This window comes from Phytopseudomonas punonensis, assembly GCF_900142655.1.
GTDB classification, from domain to species: Bacteria; Pseudomonadota; Gammaproteobacteria; order Pseudomonadales; family Pseudomonadaceae; genus Aquipseudomonas; species Aquipseudomonas punonensis.
Genome location: NZ_FRBQ01000010.1, coordinates 121,909 through 139,888, shown reverse-complemented (window position 1 = coordinate 139,888; position 17,980 = coordinate 121,909). Strand labels below are relative to the sequence as shown.

The following is a 17,980-nucleotide window of genomic DNA, read 5'->3' as shown; positions in this document are numbered from 1 at the left end:
CTTGTCGCTGAATGATCAGCGGAACGGCGGCTCGTCGAAGCTACGCAGCTTGCGCGAGTGCAGCGAGTTGAGCTGGCCGCGAAGCAGATCCAGCGCGGTGATGCCGATGTGCAGGTGCTGGGTCACCGCCCGCTCGTAGAACGCACCCGCCGCGCCCGGCAGCTTGATCTCGCTGTGCAGCGGCTTGTCCGACACGCACAGCAAGGTGCCGTACGGCACACGCAGGCGATAGCCTTGCGCGGCGATGGTGCCGCTTTCCATATCCACCGCTACGGCACGCGACAGATTGATCAGCGGCCGCTCCTGGGCCCAGCGCAGCTCCCAGTTACGGTCGTCGTAGGTCAGCACGGTGCCGGTGCGCAGACGACGTTTGAGGTCATCCCCGCGCTCGCCGGTCACCTGGGCGGCGGCATCCTGCAGCGCCTGTTGCACTTCGGCCAGTGCCGGTAGAGGAATGTGCGGCGGCAGCACGCGGTCGAGAATGCCGTCGCGGCGCATGTAGGCGTGAGCCAGCACGTAATCGCCAATGGTCTGCGACTGACGCAAGCCACCGCAGTGGCCGATCATCAGCCAGCAATGCGGGCGTAGTACAGCCAGGTGATCGGTGATGTTCTTGGCGTTGGACGGGCCGACCCCGATGTTCACCAGGGTGATGCCATCACCATCGGCGGCCTGCAGGTGATAGGCCGGCATCTGGTAGCGGTGCCAGACCACGGTCTCGATGATCGCTTGCATCTCGCCTTCGGCCATGCCGCGCGAAATGACGATGTTGCCCGGCAGCACCATGCGCTCGAAACGCGACTCGGCGTTGAGCATGTCCAAGCCGTGGCGGATGAACTGGTCGACATAGCGATGGTAGTTGGTCAGCAGAATCCACGGCTGCACATGGCGCCAGTCACTGCCGGTGTAATGCACCAGGCGCCGCAGGGAAAAGTCCACCCGTGCGGCGTCGAACAGCGCCAGCGGCAGCGGGTCGGTGTTCTCCCAGTCATACAAACCGTCGGCAGTGCCATCGGTGGCAGCGGACAGGTCGGTACTCGGGAACACCCGCGCCAGCTCGGCGGCGGTCACCCCGGAGCCGGCCAGCTCGTCGCCCTGCTCCACCACGTAGGGATAGGGAATGTATTGCTGGCTGACGCCGACCTCGACGGTCAGGGTGAAGTCCGCCATCAGCGGCTGCAGCTGCTCGAGCAGGTACTTACGAAACGCCGCCGGGTGGGTGATGGTGACGCTGTAGGTGCCGGGCACCTGCACCTTGGCGTAGGCGCGCACCGTGGTCGGCACTTCGCCCTGGCAATCGTAGGTCAGGCGCAGTTCGGGGTAGCGAAACAGCTCCTGCTCCTCGGCAGTGGGGCGCACGCGGTCTTTCAGGTAGCGCTTGAGCGCCTGGCTCAGGCCCTCGGTGGCGCGCTTGTGCAGCGCAGCCAGACGGTCAACGGCTTCTTCGGCAGAGTTGACGACGATAAAAGCGCCGTCTGTAGAAAGGGACATGCACGGTTCCTTATCGTGAATTTCACGGATCATAGCTGACACTTATTACTGTGAAGGTGCAAGGGGCGCTCATAACGGCCAGGCCTCGGCGATGCGCTCCAGCGCCTGTTTGAGTTCGGCGCGGCTGCGTGCGGCGGCCAGGCTGATGCGAATCGCGCTGGCCTGGGCCGGGCCGACGGCGAACACGTCCGCCGGCACCACCTCCACACCCGCAGCCCGGCAGGCGGTCACCAGGGCGGCGCTGTCCGGCGGTTGCAGCCACAGGTGCGGCGACACTTCGCGGCCGGGCGGCGTGCGCGGACCCAGCACACGGCTCGCCAGGCGCCAGCGCTGCTGCAATTCATCACGCTGCCAGACCAGTTTGCGCGCGGCGGTGCCATCCTCGATCCACTCGCAGGCCAGCGCCAGGCACAACGGCGACACTGCCCAGCTGGTGGCGTGGCCTTGGGGATCGATGCGATTGAGCAGTGCCTGCGGCCCGTGCATGAAGCCAAGGCGCAGGCCCGGTGCCACGGTTTTCGACAGGCTGCTGACCAACAGGCTGCGCGTCGGCGCTGCGGCGGCCAAGGGCGCCTGGCTGCCAAGGGCGCCATAGACGTCGTCTTCGATCAGCCACAAGCCATGGCGCTCGATCAGTTCGGCGATACGTTGGCGACGTTCAGCATCCATGCTGCTGCCGGTAGGGTTCTGCAGGCATGGAGTGAGCACCAGCACACGCGCGCCGGTGGCGCGAATCTGTCGGTCGAGATCCTGAGGGAGAATGCCGCGCTCATCCATCGCCACACCATGCAGCGGCAAGCGCAACTGGCGCGCGGCGGCCTTGATGCCGGGCGCGGTGAAGGCTTCGGCCAGCACCGGGTCGCCGGCCTCGCAGAGCGCCAGCAGCGCTGCCGAAACGCCCTGCTGTGCACCGGCGCACAGCGCCACCTGGGACGGTGGCGTATGCAGGCCGCGCTGCTGCAGCCATTGGCTGACGGCAATCCGACCACGCTGTTCAAGCTCGGCCGACGCATAGGCCTGCAGGCCATCGAGGCGGCCCTCAGCAATCAGCCGCTGCAATGTGCGCGACAGGTCGTCACTGCCGCCATCGTGCACCGGCACATTGGTCGACAGGTCGATGCCGTCGGCTGGCAGCCGTGGCTGCTTGAGGTGGAACAGACTGGCTTCATGGCTATCGGCCAACACGTAAGTGCCGCGGCCGACTTCGCCGGATACCAAGTGCCGCCGCGCCGCCTCGCGATACGCCTGCATCACCGTGCTCGGGTTGATGCCCAGCGTCCAGGCCAATCGCCGCTGAGGAGGCAGCTGTTCGCCGGGCTTGAGCTCGCCGTTGCCGATAGCGCTGGAAATCGCCTCGACCAGCGCCAGATAAGTGGGCAGCGCACTGCCCTTTAGGTCAGGTAACCACATTGCTTGCCATGCAATATAAAGATTTACCCATACAATGCCCGAGCCGTAGCATCTGGTCAAAGCCCCCCCCCGGAGCACCACCCGATGTTCGACCTCGCCGCCCTGCGCCAAGCCACCACGCTGATTCGCCCGAGCATTCCGGCAACGCCGCAGTTCGCCTGGCCGCTGCTCGCCGAACGTCTCGGCTGCGAGGTGTGGGTCAAACACGAAAACCACACCCCGACTGGCGCTTTCAAGGTGCGCGGCGGGCTGGTCTACGTGGATGCACTGATGCGCCGTGAGCCGACCATCACCGGGCTAGTCTCGGCCACGCGCGGCAATCACGGGCAAAGCATGGCGCTGGCCGCGCGCAAGGCCGGGTTGCCCATCGTCATCGTGGTGCCGCAGGGCAACGCCCGCGAGAAGAATGCCGCCATGGCCGCGCAGGGCGCCGAGGTGATCGAGCAGGGCCGCGACTTCGACGAAGCCCGCGCCAAAGCCGCCGAGCTGGCCACCGAGCGCAACCTGCATTTCGTGCCGTCGCTGCACCCGGATCTGATCCGCGGCGTGGCCACTTACGCGCTGGAGCTGTTCGAGGCCGCGCCGCCGCTCAAGCGCATCTACGTGCCCATCGGCCTGGGTTCGGGTATCTGTGGGGTGATCCGCACCCGTGATCTGCTCGGCCTGGATACCGAGGTGATCGGTGTGGTGAGCACCGCCGCCGATGGCTATGCGCAGAGCTTTGCCGCTGGGCGAATCATCTGCACCGACAGCGCCGATACCATCGCCGATGGTATGGCCTGCCGGATCCCACAGGCTGAAGCACTGGAGATCATTCGTGCAGGCGCCGCGCGGATCGTGCGGGTCGATGATGACGAAATCCGCCAGGCCATGCGCATCTATCACGAAGACACCCACAACTTGGCCGAAGGCGCCGGTGCGGCGGCCCTGGCGGCATTGATTCAGGAACGCGAGATCAATCGTGGCGAGCGCGCCGCAGTGGTGCTTAGCGGCGCCAACGTCGACCGTGCGGCGCTGGCCGCGATCCTCGCGTAAATCGCAGCCCCGCAGTGAGGCGTGCTAAACGCTGATCGACAACGACGCGCCAACGGAAACGGAAATGGAAAGGCCACCGCCGCTCATCTCGGTGGCGGCCTTCTCGACATCGGCCAATTGCTTGTCGATGCCCTCGATCAGCTTCTTGCTCTCGTCGTCCGGCTTGCCACTGATTTGCGAGCGCACCATGGCCAGCAACTGCTTGAGCTGGGCGGCCACTTTCTTCAGTTCTTCGGCGTCGGCGCGACGCTGACGCTCATTGCGCTCGTTACGGGTCTGATTGATAGCAGCTTGCGCCTGCTCGCTGACCTCCTCTTCGCTGGCGACGGGTTCGTCACCCTCCTCGGCTTCTTCACCAGCAGCCAGCTCGGCAGCCTCGGCATTCACCTCAGGAGTTTCAGCCTCGACCTCGACCTCTGCATCCGGTGCAACTTCAGTCACCGCATCGACCGTTTCCGTCCCCTGAGCAGCAGTGCCCTCGCTCTCGCCACTCGCGGCCTGAGCCGTATCGATCGTGGAGCTGCCACCGCCGGATGGCTCCTTGAGCACCGCGGCAGCTTGGCCTAGTTCCTGAGCCAGTTGCTTGATCTGACGCAGCGCCCCTTTCGCCGCTGCCGGCCCAAGGGCCATGACCAATTGCTTGAGCATTTCGATGCGTCGCTTGATGTCTTCGAGGCGCTGGCGTGCCGCGTCCTTGCGCGTCTCGGCCTGCCTGGCCTGCATTTCGCTCAACTTGCCAAAGGCCTCACGCATAGTTTTCGCGCGTTTCTGGGCGTATTCGCTGAGGGTGACGGTAACCGAGGGCTGCTGCTCGGGCTCGCTGGCCGGTTTGGCTTTCGAGTTGCTGCTATCGGTAGTGCGCCCAGGCGAGACCTTGAGCGGTGGCGCGGAGCTTGCGCCGGAGGGGGTGATCGTCGACATGCTACGTCCTGTGCCTGGCGAGTATGGTCATGGTATCGACCCGCAGACGGCAAACTTGAAGTTCGCCGCCAGCTGGCGACGCTCACCATACGCCAAAAAGCAGAAAGCCCCAGCACAGGCTGGGGCTCTCCGAGAATCAGTGGCGCAGGTAACGCCGGTGAAGAATCAGTACTTGCTGCGGAAATCGCGCAGCTCGTCCTCGACTTTTTCCTTGGTCCAGCCGTAACGCTCCTGCAGCTTGCCAGCCAGGTATTCGCTATGGCCTTCGGCGACGTCAACGTCGTCGTTGGTCAGCTTACCCCAGCGCGCCTTCATATCGCCGCTGAGCTGCTTCCACTTACCTTTGATGATGTCGGAATTCATGATTCATTCTCCTGTTATCGAGAGAGACGGCAGGCCCCAAAGGGCCTGCCCGAACACATGATCAGTCGGCAGCTTTCAGGCCGTCAGCGGAGACCGCTTGAACGCCTTTGATTTCCTTGGCTTTGGCAACAGCCAGGTCACGCTCAGCTTCGGTTTTCACGACGCCGGACAGGGAAACCACACCTTTGTTGGTCTCGACCTTGATGTCCAGAGCGCTGAGGCCGTCGTCAGCCAGGAAGGACGATTTGACTTTGCTGGTGATCCAGGTGTCGGAAACAGCTTCTTCAGCCTTGTCCATGGTGTTGGCAGCCAGCATGGTCGGCTGGGTGCTGTTGTAGGTATCGGCGAAAGCGGTACCCGCCACGGACAAGCTCAGGGCGGTCGCAGTGATAGCGGCAAAAGCGAACTTATTGACTGGCAGTTTCATGGGCAACACTCCTGTTTCATTCAAGTTCGCCACATCCAACTTCTGGACTGTGGCTTCCTCCTGAATATCGCAAGCGCTGTGCCAGGTTTTTAAATCAAAAATAATCATTAAAAATCAATAATTTAAGCAATTATGTGAATTCTATTTTCCGTGCAAACTGCATGTTAAAGCGTAGCGGCTCAGGCAGATTGCACGAACTGCCAAAATGCCATTGCAGCGCGTGGAAAGTTTCGCCCCGCCCATAAAAAATGCCGGTCATGAGACCGGCATTTTGCAAGCGACAAGCGATAAAAGCGCTTACTTGACGACCTTCAGGCTCGGCCGTCCGCTTGGCCGCGGCGGCTCGTCGTCCGGTGGCGTGTCCTGCTCTTCGACAACCTCGACCTCGTTTTGCACGGGCGGTGGCTCTTGATCGAAGACCATGCCCTGGCCATTTTCCCGCGCGTAGATCGCCAGCACGGCAGGCGACGGCACGAACAGGCTGTGGCCGACGCCACCAAAGCGGCCCTCGAAGCTGACCGCCTCGGTGCCAAGATCCAGTTCACGTACTGCGGTGGGCGATACGTTGAGCACGATCTGCCCGTCACTGACGAACTTGGTCGGGACCTGAACACCGGGATACTCGGCGTTGACCAGCAGATGGGGGGTGCAACCGTTGTCGACGATCCACTCGTACAGCGCGCGAATCAGATAAGGACGACTGGAGTTCATCAAACCTCCTGAACGGGGTGCGCCTACTGCGGCGCCCCGGAAAAATGGGTCAGCGCATGTCTCGTTCGACAGACGACAGGCTCTGGCGAAAACTCGCGCGCGCAAACTGCCGGTCCATGTAATCGAGCAGCGGTTTAGCCGGCCTTGGCAATTCGATCCCCAGCACCGGCAGGCGCCAGAGGATCGGCAACAGGCAGCAGTCTACCAAGCTCAGCTCGTCGCTGAGAAAAAATGGCTTCTCGGCGAACAGCGGAGAAACCCCGGTCAGGCTTTCGCGCAATTCCTTGCGCGCCTGCACACGGGCCGGCTCTTTGCTGCGCGGGTCGAGAATCAGGTCGACCAGCGAGCACCAATCGCGCTGAATGCGGTGCATCAGCAGGCGCGTGTTGCCGCGTGCCACCGGATACACCGGCATCAACGGCGGGTGCGGGTAGCGCTCTTCCAGGTACTCCATGATCACCGTGGGCTCGTAGAGCGCCAAGTCACGGTCGACTAGAGTCGGCAGCGTCGCGTAGGGGTTGGCTTCGAGCAGCTTGTCAGGCAAGCGGCCCTGCTCCACGTCGATGATTTCCACAACGACGTTCTTCTCGGCAAGCACGATGCGCACGCGGTGAGAGTAGTGATTGGCGGCGTCGGAAAAACAGGCCAACCGGTTGGTCGCAGCCAAGGCGATCCTCCAGATTTGTGAAACATAAAATCGCCGGAAACGCTGTCGCAAGCGACGGCTCCCGGCTGCCCATGAATGAGTTTTCAGGGCATAAAAAAGCCCGCGGGGTACGCGGGCTGAGCATGATACCGGAACCGACAGTTTAAAAACGTAAGCGAGGCCGCCGGCGCAGGTAGTTTTTAATGCACGTCTTTCCAATACTCGCGCTTGAGCAGATAGGCGAATACGAAGAAGAACGCCAGGTAGATCAGCACGTAAGTGCCGATGCGCCTCATGTGCAGCTTGTTCGGATCCGCCGAGTAGGCCAGGAAAGTCACCAGGTTGCGCACCTTGTCATCGAAAGCCTGGGGGCTGAGCTGGCCGCTGTTCGGCTCGAGCACCAGCTGGTCGCAGGCTTCATGAGTCAGCGGTGTGCCGGTCAGTGGGTCGAACTGCTTCTTGCCGTTGTCGACCACCTGCACCTGCTTGCAGCCCATGTACTGACGCCCCTGCAGGCGACCCAGCACGTTGGGCATGCCGACGTTGGGGAACACCAGATTGTTGGCGCCCAGCGGCCGCGCCGGATCGTCATAGAAGGTACGCAGATAGGTATACTGCCAGTCGTTGCCGCGTACCCGGGCGACCAGGGTCAGATCGGGCGGCGCGGCGCCGAACCAGCGCTTGGCGTCCTCGGGCTTCATGCCGATGGTCATGTGGTCGCCGATCTTGGCGTCGGTGAACACCAGGTTCGCCATCATTTGTTCTTCGGACACGCCGATGTCCGCAGCAACGCGCTCGTAGCGCTGGAACTTGGCGCTGTGACAGCCCATGCAGTAGTTGGCGAAAGTACGCGCGCCATCCTGCAGCGCAGCCTTGTCGGTCAGGTCGATATCGGCGTTGTCCAGGGCCACGCCGTGGCCACCGGCCGCCAGCGCGAATGCCGGCAGTAACGCGACCACACATGCAGCAAATAGCTTTCTCATCAGCCGGTCACCCTTTCAGGAACGGGTTTGGTCTTTTCCATCCTGGTGTAGAACGGCATCAGGATGAAGTACGCGAAATACAGCGCCGTGCACAGTTGCGACAGCAGCGTACGGCCCGGCGTGGGAGGCAGAACGCCGAGCACACCGAGGATGACGAAGGACACGCAGAACACCAGCAACCACAGCTTGCTCAGCCAGCCCTTGTAGCGCATCGAGCGCACGGGGCTGCGGTCCAGCCAGGGCAGCACGAACAGCACGGCAATGGCGGCGCCCATGGCGATCACGCCCATCAACTTGTCGGGGATGGCGCGCAAGATTGCGTAGAACGGCGTGAAGTACCACACCGGAGCGATGTGCTCGGGGGTCTTGAACGGGTTGGCCTGCTCGAAGTTGGGCTTCTCGAGGAAGTAGCCGCCCATCTCTGGGAAGAAGAACACCACGAAGCAGAAGACGAACAGGAACACCACGACGCCGACGATATCCTTCACCGTGTAGTACGGGTGGAAGGGAATGCCGTCGAGCGGGATGCCGTTCTCGTCCTTGTACTTCTTGATGTCGATGCCGTCCGGGTTGTTCGAGCCGACTTCGTGCAGCGCCAGAATGTGCAGCACCACCAGGCCGAGAATGACGATCGGCAGGGCCACCACGTGCAGAGCGAAGAAGCGATTCAGGGTGATGCCGGAAATCAGGTAGTCACCGCGAATCCACTCAGTCAGCTCGCCGCCGATGTACGGAATGGCGCCGAACAGCGAGATGATCACCTGGGCGCCCCAGTAGGACATCTGCCCCCACGGCAGCAGGTAGCCCATGAAGGCTTCGGCCATCAGCATCAGGTAGATCAGCATGCCGAAGATCCACACCAGCTCACGGGGCTTCTGATACGAGCCATAGAGCAGGCCGCGGAACATGTGCAGGTAGACGACGATGAAGAACGCAGATGCGCCGGTGGAATGCATGTAGCGCAGGATCGCACCGTGGGGCGTATCGCCGGTGCGCACGTCGCGCATCAGCCCCTCGACCGACGCGAAGGCACCCTCGGCAGTCGGGTTGTAGCTCATGGTCAGCCACACACCAGTCAGCAATTGATTGACCAGCACCAGCAGCGCCAGGGAGCCGAAGAAATACAGGAAGTTGAAGTTCTTCGGCGCGTAATACTTGGCGAGGTGGTCGTTCCACATATTGGTGGCGGGGAAGCGTGCGTCCACCCACTCCATGAATTTGCTCATCATGCTTGCTCCTGATCCACACCGATGATGATCACGTCAGCCGACTCGTAGGTGTGCGCCGGCACCGGCAGGTTCAGCGGCGCCGGTTGCGACTTGTAGACGCGGCCGGCGAGGTCATAGCGCGAACCGTGACACGGGCAGAAATAACCACCGACCCAGTTCTCGCCAAGGTCAGCAGGTGCCACCTCGGGACGGAATGACGGCGCGCAGCCCAAGTGCGTGCACAGCCCGACCAGCAGGAGGATTTCCGGCTTGATCGAGCGGGTTTTCGGGTCAACGTAACGAGGCTGCACCGAATGCTGGGAGTCCGCATCGGCCAGCTGCCCTTCGATCTTGGTGAGGTTCTCGAGGATCGCCTCGGTGCGCCGCATGATGAACACCGGCTGGCCACGCCATTCGGCGACCATCTGCTGGCCCGGCTCGATCTTGCTGACGTTGACCTTGACCGGAGCACCCGCGGCCTTGGCCTTGGCACTCGGGTACCACGACCCCACAAACGGAATTGCAGCCCCCACCGCCCCGGCGGCCCCAACCACCGAAGTGGCTGCCACCAGAAAGCGACGCCGGCCCGCATTCACGCCGTCATTGCTCATTCAGTCGTCTCCCATCGGCTTTCCGGCCTGTTGTTCAGGCCTCTAATAAGTAAGTGTCTGTCGCGAGGCAGCAGCGGCCAGAGGGACATAGCGGCGCCATACGCGCACTCGCCCGTCTCTATTCAGGGCTGCGCACGTCCGGGGCGCTTCCATTCGACGTTCATCAGCGACTTTAATCGATTGCCTCGGCCATACGGCCCCGCAGAACAAGTCGGCGGCCGGGCGGCGGAGGTAGAACGTGGTAGTGGTGGTGCATCGGATCGGCGCTACTGCAATCCGGCGCGAGATTCGCACAGGCCCACCGGGCGACTCATGACGCGCATCAACGAAGCGGTGAGTAGGCCGCAAACACCAGAGTTCGAGCGGAGCGGACGGAAATCGGCGGCGCCTGGAGCAGCAATTAAAAATGGCAGGGCGCCATTTCTAACGTAGTTTGCGACGGGCCGCAGGGTAGCCGCCAAAAATGGCAGGCAATAAAAAACGCCCAGCTCCGTGAGGAAACTGGGCGTTTTCGAGTACCGAAGCGAATTAACGCTTGGAGTACTGAGGACGCTTACGTGCTTTACGCAGACCGACTTTCTTACGTTCTACTTCACGAGCATCGCGAGTCACGTAGCCTGCTTTACGCAGAGCCGGACGCAGAGTTTCGTCGTAGTCCATCAGAGCGCGGGTGATACCGTGACGAATTGCACCAGCTTGACCGCTCACACCGCCACCGATAACGGTAACGTAGATGTCGAATTTCTCGGTCATCTCGGTCAGCTCCAGCGGCTGGCGAACTACCATGCGGGCAGTTTCACGACCGAAGAAGGTGTCCAGGGTGCGGTTGTTGATGGAGATCTTGCCAGTGCCCGGACGCAGGAAAACGCGTGCGGTTGCAGTCTTGCGACGGCCAGTGCCGTAATTTTGAGTCGCCGACATAATGAACTATTCCGTTAAATCTTCAGTTCTTGAGGCTGCTGAGCAGTATGAGGGTGAGCAGCGCCCGCATAGACTTTCAGCTTACGGTACATGTCGCGGCCCAGCGGGTTTTTCGGCAGCATGCCTTTAACCGCGGTCTCGATCACGCGCTCAGGGGCCTTAGCGATCAACTTCTCGAAGCTGATCGACTTGATGCCGCCCGGGAAACCGGAGTGGGAGTAGTACATTTTGTCGCTGGTTTTAGCGCCAGTCACACGTACCTGCTCGGCGTTGATAACGACGATGTAGTCGCCGGTGTCAACGTGAGGGGTGTACTCAGGCTTGTGCTTGCCACGCAGACGGCTCGCGATTTCTGTAGCCAGACGACCCAGGGTCTGACCAGCAGCGTCAACGACGAACCAGTCGCGTTTTACTGTTTCCGGTTTAGCGGTAAAAGTTTTCATTCTTTATAGCCTCAGGGGCCGCCCAGCAAAAATAGACGGCGGATCTTACTGAATAGTGCGTACTTTGACAAGTCAAAGGCAGCCGGATGCGGGCGCTATTCGGGGGCTCGGGTCAGCGCGTCCGCGTACGGCAAGATTCTTCGGCAGGCGGCGCATCACTTCCACCGCAGAAAGAGGAGGCGGATTATCCTGATTGCGAAAAAAATTTCAACCTGCTTGTATGCCCCTTTTGTCAGAGGACGCTCCAATGGAATACCGCAAGCTCGGCCGAACCGATCTCAACGTCAGCGCCCTGTGCCTGGGCACCATGACCTGGGGCGAGCAAAACGACGCTGCCGAAGCGTTCGCACAGATCGAACGCGCCAAGGCCTACGGCATCAATTTCATCGACACGGCGGAGATGTACCCGGTACCGCCGCGTGCAGAAACCTACAGCAAGACCGAGCAGATTATCGGCGACTACTTCAAGCAACGCGGTGATCGCGCCGACTGGATTCTGGCCAGCAAGATCGCCGGCCCCGGCAATGGCATCACCCATATTCGCGACGGCCAGCTCAAGCACAACCGCCAGCACATCGTCGCCGCGCTGGACGCCAGCCTCAAACGCCTGCAAACCGACTGGATCGACCTCTACCAGTTGCACTGGCCAGAGCGCCCGACCAACTTCTTCGGCCAGCTCGGCTACAACCATCAGGACAGCGACTTCACCCCAATCGAGGAAATCCTCGAAGCGCTGGAAGAGCAGGTCAAGGCTGGCAAGATCCGCCACATTGGCCTGTCCAACGAAACGCCGTGGGGCACCATGAAATTCCTGCAGCTGGCCGAAGCCCGTGGCATGTCTCGGGTGGTGTCAGTGCAGAACCCCTACAACCTGCTCAACCGCAGCTACGAAGTGGGCATGGCCGAAGTATCGATTCGTGAGCAATGCGGCTTGCTGGCCTACTCGCCCCTGGCGTTTGGCATGCTCTCGGGCAAATACGACAATGGCGCCCGTCCGGAAAACGCCCGCCTGACCTTGTTCAGCCGCTTCGCCCGCTACAACAGCCCGGAAACCGTGTCGGCTTGCTCGCGCTATGTGGCCCTGGCCCGCGAACACGGCCTGGATCCGGCACAGATGGCCCTGGCGTTCGTGACCAGCCGCCCGTTCGTGACCAGCAACATCATCGGCGCCACCTCGCTGCAACAGCTGGACGCCAACCTGGCGAGCAGCGAGCTGAAGCTCAGCGATGAAGTGCTGGAAGGTATCGAGGCGATTCACAAGACGCAGCCCAACCCGGCGCCATGATTTTTCAGGGTTAAGGGTTATTGGTGGGTTGTCACCCACCCTACGGGATGCTGGGGGTGACAACCCACAAGATCTTCACGCAAATCTAGTAGGGTGGGCTTTAGCCCACCCTACTACTGCAAACCTACCAGTCGTAGGATGGGTGACAACCCATCGCACAAGCCTTAACACTGCCTACAGCAGCTTCGGCCCCCTGCTATCGCGCCGCGATGCCAACCGGTCGGCCAAACGCGTCGGCTCTGGCAGCCGATAACCGCGATCCCAGCTCAGCACCAGCTCTGCTGCCGTGTACATGCTCACCCGGTTACCCGGCGAAACGATCAGCGGCCGCACTTTGCGCTTGCTGCGCAGCACCCAGCCGATCTGCCGGTTCTGGCGGTCGAGCAATTCAACCTTGTAGCCCCGCTCGTCACCCAGCTCACAGTGATGCCCAGTGAGAATCTTCTTCGCTACTCCGATGGTCGGCCTCCCCGTCACCACACCCAGATGCGCAGCGATACCCAGCCCACGCGGATGGGCGATACCGTGACCATCGACCACAATCAGATCAGGCTCCTGTGGCAACCCCGCCAAGGCGCTAATCAGCGCCGGCAGTTCGCGAAACGACAACAGCCCCGGCACGTACGGCATGCTGGTGGGAATTCGCGCCACGCATTCGGCCAGTGGCTGCAGGGTTTCGGCGTCGAGCAGGATCGCTGCTGCGCGGGTGATTTCGCCGCCTTCCTCAAAGCCGACATCGACGCCTGCCAGCACCCGCAACGGCGGAAAATCGTCCTCTAGGCACACTTGCTCGGCCAGCTCTTTCTGCAGAATTCTCGCCGCAGCCGGCGTGCCGTCCCAATCGGCGAATGGCGCGGCGGCCAGCTCGGAAAAACTAATCATGACGGTGTATCCCCCAACAGTGCTGTAAGAACCTGTTCAAAGTCTGCTGCGCGTCGGCACTGCGGCGTTAAAAACAGGCTCGGACTGCTCATTTACAGCCCGTAAACTCCGCGTCCTCGCCTATTTTCGCCTTGCATTGCTCTAGCTCGCGAGACTTTGAACAGGCTCTAAGACCAGACTGGACGCAGGCGGGATAAAAGAAGACGATTCAGCCGCAGCCTGACGGCTTTACCATCAGGCTGACCCAATCACTCAAAATAAGAACAACAGCCATGCCCAGCCTGCCATTCCCGCTCACGCGCGTGAGCATCCTCGCCACGCCCGGTGTATTCGCTTCGACCCTCATGCAGGCCAGAGATTTCTTTCATATGGCCGGCCTGCGCCATGGCAAGCAGCAGGGGTTGGGGCTGGTGCCGACCTTCGAGGTGCGTCTGGTCAGCCCGGATGGCCTGCCGGTGCGCAGCTTCAGCGACGTGCAGCTGCCTGTCGATGGAGGCCTCGACAACCAGGCTGAGCTGATCATCCTGCCGGCCTTCTGGGACGATTACGACGCGCTGTGCAGCCGCTACCCGCAAGTATTCGACTGGCTGCGTGAACGCCATGCAGCCGGCGCCAGCCTCTGCGGCGAAGCCAACGGGGTTTACTGGATGGCCGCAGCTGGCCTGCTCGACGGTAAGGAAGCGACCACCTGCTGGCGCTTCTTCGGCGAGTTCGCCACGCGCTTTCCGGCCGTGGCGCTAAACCAGGACAAACACCTGACCGACGCCGACAACCTCTACTGCGTGGCCGGCCCAACCTCGGCGTGCGACCTGTACATCTACCTGATCGAGCGTTTCTGCGGCACGGGCGTGGCGCAGAGCGTGGCCCGCGACATCCTCTACGAAGTGCGCCGCAGCTATACGCCGGGGCGCATCGGTTTCGGTGGCCAGAAGCAGCATCAGGACACCAAGATCCTGCAGATCCAGCAGTGGCTAGAGGAGCACTTCGCCGAGCGTTTTCGCTTCGAAGACGTAGCCCGCGACCACGGCATGAGCATTCGCAACTTCATGCGCCGCTTCCACGCCGCTACCGGCGACAAGCCGCTGTATTACCTGCAGCGCCTGCGTATCGAAACAGCCAAGGGGTTGCTGTCGTCATCCGCGAAAAGCATCAAGGCCGTCAGCTACGAGATCGGCTATGACGACGCCAGCTTCTTCGCCCGCCTGTTTCGCCAGCACACCGGGCTGTCGCCCAACCACTACCGCCAGCAGTTCCAGCAGCAGGCGCAGCCGGCCGGCAACTGAAACGAAAAAGGCCGCACGCCGTGCATCCTTTCCGGAAGCGAGCGTGCGGCCTTTGCCGTTGCAATCAGCCGATCAGGGCTTGTGCGGGCGCGAGAGGAACTCGTGGGACTGCATTTCCAGCAAGCGGCTGAGGGTGCGCTGGAACTCGAAGCTCAGGCGCCCGCCGGTGTACAGATCCTTGAGCTCCACTTCGGCGGAGATGATTAGCTTGACGTTGCGGTCGTAGAACTCGTCCACCAGGTTGATGAAGCGCCGCGCCATGTCTTCCTTGGCCACGCTCATCTGCTCGACGTTGGAGAGGATCACCGAGTGGAAGATCTTGCCCAGCTCGATGTAATCGTTCTGGCTGCGCGGGCCGTCGCACAGCTCGCGGAAATCGAACCAGCCCACGTCACCGCCGACCCGACGCGCGACGATGGCGCGGTTCTCGATCATCAGTGACTCGTTTTCCTGCACGGTGGTTTGCTCGTGCAGCAGGCTCTTGAAGCTCTTTTCCAGGCTCTGCTCGGCGGCTTCGCCCAACGGGAAGTGGAACAGCTCGGCTTGTTCCAGTGCCCGCAGGCGGTAGTCGATACCGCTGTCGACGTTGACGACCTCGGTATGCACCTTCAGCAGCTCGATGGCCGGCAGGAAGCGCGCGCGCTGCAGACCGTCCTTGTAGAGGCCGTCGGGCACGATGTTGGAGGTCGAAACCAGGGTCACGCCGTTCTTGAACATCTCTTCGAGCAGCGTCGCCAGGATCATCGCGTCGGTGATGTCGGAAACGAAGAACTCGTCGAAGCAGATCACCCGGAACTGCTCGGAGAAGCGCTTGCCGATCACCGTCAGCGGGTTCTTGACGTCCTTGAGGGTGCGCATCTCTTCGTGCACGCGCTTCATGAAGCGGTGGAAGTGGGTGCGTTCCTTTTCCTTGAACGGCAGGGCATCGAAGAAGGTGTCGACCAGATAGGTCTTGCCGCGGCCGACGCCGCCCCAGAAATACAGGCCCTTGACCGGGGTGACGGTCTTCTTGCCGAACAGTTTGCCGAGCACGCCGGGCTTGCTGCGATCATCGGCGACCAATTCGTCATACAGACGCTGCAGGTGGCGCACAGCCTTTTCCTGGGCGGCATCGTGAAAGAAGTCCGGACGTTTGAGGTCGGCCTGGTAGCGTTCGAGCGGAGTCATAGTGCGAAAACCGGGCAAGTAAAGCGGGGGCGACACTTTAACGACGCCCCCGAGGATTGGCAAATAGGCCCTATGGGCAGCGGGGCTAAGGCTTCAGACCGTAGCGCCGCCCATAGGTGTCAGGCTTCTTCCGGCGCCAGTGCTTCGCGCAGGCGGGCAATTGCTGCCTCGGTGGCGCCCGCATCGGCGAACGCCGGGCTTTCAGCGACCTGCTGCTCGTCCAGCCAGACGCCGAAGGCATTGCCCTGAACACGGATATCCAACACATCACCAGCCTGCAGGCGCTTGCTCACCTGCCCTGCCGCCTTGCCGTCAGCGAAGGACGACGACAGCAGCAGTTGCTCGCCATCGGCATCCAGCAAACGGAAGCGGAAGCTGCCGTCTTCATCGCGGAAGCTGACGAAGCGGGCGCGCTTGGCAGCCTTTTTCTTGCTGTCCGTGGCGACCTGCACTTGCTCGCGGAACGAGCGCAGGCCAACCGCTTCGCGCAGTTCGCCGAGGAACGGCGTAGCGATCTTGCGCGCCTTGGCAGCGCCGGCCAGCAGGATGTCTTCCAGATCGGCCGGGCGGGCGATCAGCGTGTGGTAGCGTTCGCGCGCCTCACCCAGCTCAGCCTCCAGCAGCTCATAAAGCGCCTGTTTGGCTTCGCCCCAGGCCAGCCCGCCGAGCAGCGCGGCGCGGAAATCCGCCTGCTGGGTCGGTGCGGCAAAGGCCTGATAGATGGTGAACAGGTGCGAGTTGTCCGGATCCTTCGCCTCGCCGGGCTGTCGGGAGTCGGTGACGATCCGCGCCACGGCATCCTTGAGCTGCTTGGAGCTGCCGAACAGCGGAATGGTGTTGTCGTAGCTCTTGCTCATCTTGCGGCCGTCGAGGCCTGGCAGCGTGGCGACGTCTTCCTCGATTACCACTTCAGGCAGCTTGAACAGGTCCTTGCCCTGGCCGAACAGGTGGTTGAAGCGCTGGCCAATGTCGCGGGCCATCTCCACGTGCTGGATCTGGTCACGGCCGACCGGCACCTTCTGGGCGTTGAACATCAGAATGTCCGCCGCCATCAGCACCGGATAGCTGAACAGCCCCATGCTCACGCCGGCATCCGGGTCTTCACCGGCTTCGACGTTCTTGTCCACCGAGGCCTTGTAGGCGTGGGCGCGGTTGAGCAGGCCCTTGCCAGCCACACAGGTCAGTAGCCAGCACAGCTCGGGGATTTCCGGAATGTCGGACTGGCGGTAGAAAGTCGCCTTGTCGGTATCCAGGCCCAGCGCCAGCCAGGTCGCGGCGATTTCCAGACGCGAACGCTGGATGCGTGCCGGGTCATCACACTTGATCAGCGCGTGATAGTCGGCCAGGAAATAGAAGGAATCCATGTCGGCGCGGCGGCTGGCGACGATGGCTGGGCGAATCGCGCCCGCATAGTTGCCCAGGTGCGGCGTGCCGGTGGTGGTGATGCCGGTAAGGATACGAGTGGTCATGTTCAGGTTCGCTTTACGTGGACCAACTTGAGGATCTGCCGTGCCAGGCTGGCACGTGGCAGATCAAAGACGAGGCAGCAGCAGATCCTTGAGATCGGTCAGCTTGCCGTGAAAAAAGTGGCCGCATTCTGCCACTTTCAGGAGCTCATGAGCACGCCCGAGGTCGGCCGACCAGTCGTAGACCCGCTGCGGCTCGATCACTTCGTCGGCGTCCGGCTGGATCATCACCAGCGGGCAGCGCTCGGCAGGCGGCGTATCGGCGCTCAGGCGGGTAACGGCCGGGGCGATCATGAACAGCTTCGCCAGCTCGACGCCCTGCAGCTCCAGGCGACCGCCCAGGGCAGCAGCCACGAAGCCACCGAAGGAGAAGCCCATCAGGGTGATCGGTAGATCCGGGTAGCGCTCGCGCAGCCAATGGGAGACGGCTTCGGCGTCATCCACTTCACCGGTGCCCATGTCGTGGCTGCCGGCGCTGGCGCCCACGCCGCGATAGTTGAAACGCAGGGTGTGGTAGCCAGCATCACGGGCGGTGCGTTGCAGGGTCGACACCACCTTGTTGAGCATGGTGCCGCCCTGCACGGGATTCGGGTGACAGATCAGCGCGACACCGCGCGCTTCGGCCACTTCCAGGCAAAGGGCCTCGAGCTGGCCGCTTGGGCCATCGATCATTACGGGGGTTTCGCGGATCAGCAACAGTGAACTCCGTGACCTTGAATCGGGTCGA

19 protein-coding genes are annotated in these 17,980 nt (G+C 62.1%); 3 read left to right on the top strand and 16 right to left on the bottom strand.

Going from position 1 to position 17,980, the window contains the following annotated elements; translation table 11 throughout:
* Window positions 1–15: 15 nt before the first annotated feature.
* Window positions 16–1,491: an AMP nucleosidase gene (amn, locus tag BUC40_RS19880; RefSeq protein WP_073268069.1), complete on the bottom strand. Its 1,476-nt coding sequence runs from the start codon at window positions 1,489–1,491 to the stop codon at window positions 16–18.
* 69 nt (window positions 1,492–1,560) lie between these two features.
* Window positions 1,561–2,901 (bottom strand): aminotransferase-like domain-containing protein, encoded by a 1,341-nt coding sequence (locus BUC40_RS19875; RefSeq protein WP_073268067.1) that lies wholly within the window; start codon window positions 2,899–2,901, stop codon window positions 1,561–1,563.
* Between the two features lie 84 nt (window positions 2,902–2,985).
* Here BUC40_RS19875 and BUC40_RS19870 point away from each other — a divergent pair, with 84 nt between their 5' ends.
* Entirely contained in the window at window positions 2,986–3,936 is a 951-nt protein-coding gene (locus tag BUC40_RS19870; protein WP_073268065.1) for a threonine dehydratase, read from the top strand.
* A gap of 24 nt (window positions 3,937–3,960) precedes the next feature.
* On the opposite strand, the gene BUC40_RS19865 is transcribed toward BUC40_RS19870, so the two are convergent.
* The 10 genes from BUC40_RS19865 to rplM form a co-directional block, all read right to left on the bottom strand.
* On the bottom strand, window positions 3,961–4,857 hold the full coding sequence (locus BUC40_RS19865) for a hypothetical protein (protein ID WP_073268063.1): 897 nt from the start codon (window positions 4,855–4,857) through the stop codon (window positions 3,961–3,963).
* Window positions 4,858–5,022: 165 nt separating this feature from the next.
* Complete coding sequence (locus BUC40_RS19860; RefSeq protein WP_073268062.1) at window positions 5,023–5,220, bottom strand: CsbD family protein; 198 nt, start codon at window positions 5,218–5,220, stop codon at window positions 5,023–5,025.
* Between the two features lie 61 nt (window positions 5,221–5,281).
* Entirely contained in the window at window positions 5,282–5,647 is a 366-nt protein-coding gene (locus BUC40_RS19855; protein ID WP_013789896.1) for a BON domain-containing protein, read from the bottom strand.
* 297 nt (window positions 5,648–5,944) lie between these two features.
* Window positions 5,945–6,358, bottom strand: a complete 414-nt coding sequence (locus tag BUC40_RS19850) for a ClpXP protease specificity-enhancing factor (RefSeq protein ID WP_073268061.1) — start codon at window positions 6,356–6,358, stop codon at window positions 5,945–5,947.
* Window positions 6,359–6,407: 49 nt separating this feature from the next.
* Window positions 6,408–7,025 carry a glutathione S-transferase N-terminal domain-containing protein gene (locus BUC40_RS19845; protein WP_073268060.1) on the bottom strand — a complete coding sequence of 206 codons (618 nt, stop codon included), beginning with the start codon at window positions 7,023–7,025 and terminating at the stop codon, window positions 6,408–6,410.
* Between the two features lie 179 nt (window positions 7,026–7,204).
* Complete coding sequence (locus BUC40_RS19840) at window positions 7,205–7,987, bottom strand: cytochrome c1 (RefSeq protein WP_073268059.1); 783 nt, start codon at window positions 7,985–7,987, stop codon at window positions 7,205–7,207.
* Window positions 7,987–9,213 (bottom strand): cytochrome b, encoded by a 1,227-nt coding sequence (locus tag BUC40_RS19835; RefSeq protein ID WP_073268058.1) that lies wholly within the window; start codon window positions 9,211–9,213, stop codon window positions 7,987–7,989. The genes BUC40_RS19840 and BUC40_RS19835 overlap by 1 nt, the downstream gene beginning before the upstream one ends.
* On the bottom strand, window positions 9,213–9,806 hold the full coding sequence (gene petA, locus BUC40_RS19830) for a ubiquinol-cytochrome c reductase iron-sulfur subunit (RefSeq protein ID WP_073268056.1): 594 nt from the start codon (window positions 9,804–9,806) through the stop codon (window positions 9,213–9,215). The genes BUC40_RS19835 and petA overlap by 1 nt, the downstream gene beginning before the upstream one ends.
* A 528-nt stretch (window positions 9,807–10,334) precedes the next feature.
* Window positions 10,335–10,727 (bottom strand): 30S ribosomal protein S9, encoded by a 393-nt coding sequence (gene rpsI / locus BUC40_RS19825; protein ID WP_073268054.1) that lies wholly within the window; start codon window positions 10,725–10,727, stop codon window positions 10,335–10,337.
* A gap of 14 nt (window positions 10,728–10,741) precedes the next feature.
* Window positions 10,742–11,170, bottom strand: coding sequence for a 50S ribosomal protein L13 (gene rplM, locus BUC40_RS19820; protein WP_027976847.1), 429 nt, complete (start codon window positions 11,168–11,170; stop codon window positions 10,742–10,744).
* A 247-nt stretch (window positions 11,171–11,417) separates the two neighbouring features.
* Here rplM and BUC40_RS19815 point away from each other — a divergent pair, with 247 nt between their 5' ends.
* Window positions 11,418–12,455 carry an NADP(H)-dependent aldo-keto reductase gene (locus BUC40_RS19815; RefSeq protein WP_073268052.1) on the top strand — a complete coding sequence of 346 codons (1,038 nt, stop codon included), beginning with the start codon at window positions 11,418–11,420 and terminating at the stop codon, window positions 12,453–12,455.
* 174 nt (window positions 12,456–12,629) lie between these two features.
* Here BUC40_RS19815 and nfi read toward each other — a convergent pair whose 3' ends face one another.
* Complete coding sequence (nfi, locus tag BUC40_RS19810) at window positions 12,630–13,337, bottom strand: deoxyribonuclease V (RefSeq protein ID WP_073268050.1); 708 nt, start codon at window positions 13,335–13,337, stop codon at window positions 12,630–12,632.
* A 272-nt stretch (window positions 13,338–13,609) separates the two neighbouring features.
* Between nfi and BUC40_RS19805 the strand changes: the two genes are divergently transcribed.
* Window positions 13,610–14,620, top strand: coding sequence for a GlxA family transcriptional regulator (locus BUC40_RS19805; RefSeq protein ID WP_073268048.1), 1,011 nt, complete (start codon window positions 13,610–13,612; stop codon window positions 14,618–14,620).
* Between the two features lie 72 nt (window positions 14,621–14,692).
* Here the strand turns inward: BUC40_RS19805 and zapE are convergent, their stop codons facing one another.
* The 3 genes from zapE to BUC40_RS19790 all read right to left on the bottom strand — a co-directional run bounded on the left by zapE (window position 14,693) and on the right by BUC40_RS19790 (window position 17,949).
* A complete protein-coding gene (zapE, locus tag BUC40_RS19800; RefSeq protein ID WP_073268046.1) occupies window positions 14,693–15,787 on the bottom strand; it encodes a cell division protein ZapE in 1,095 nt (364 codons plus the stop codon).
* Window positions 15,788–15,906: 119 nt separating this feature from the next.
* The gene (locus BUC40_RS19795) at window positions 15,907–17,256 is read right to left on the bottom strand and encodes a tryptophan--tRNA ligase (RefSeq protein ID WP_073268044.1); all 1,350 of its coding nucleotides are present in this window, start codon (window positions 17,254–17,256) and stop codon (window positions 15,907–15,909) included.
* Window positions 17,257–17,319: 63 nt separating this feature from the next.
* On the bottom strand, window positions 17,320–17,949 hold the full coding sequence (locus BUC40_RS19790; protein ID WP_073268042.1) for an alpha/beta hydrolase: 630 nt from the start codon (window positions 17,947–17,949) through the stop codon (window positions 17,320–17,322).
* Window positions 17,950–17,980: the final 31 nt, after the last annotated feature.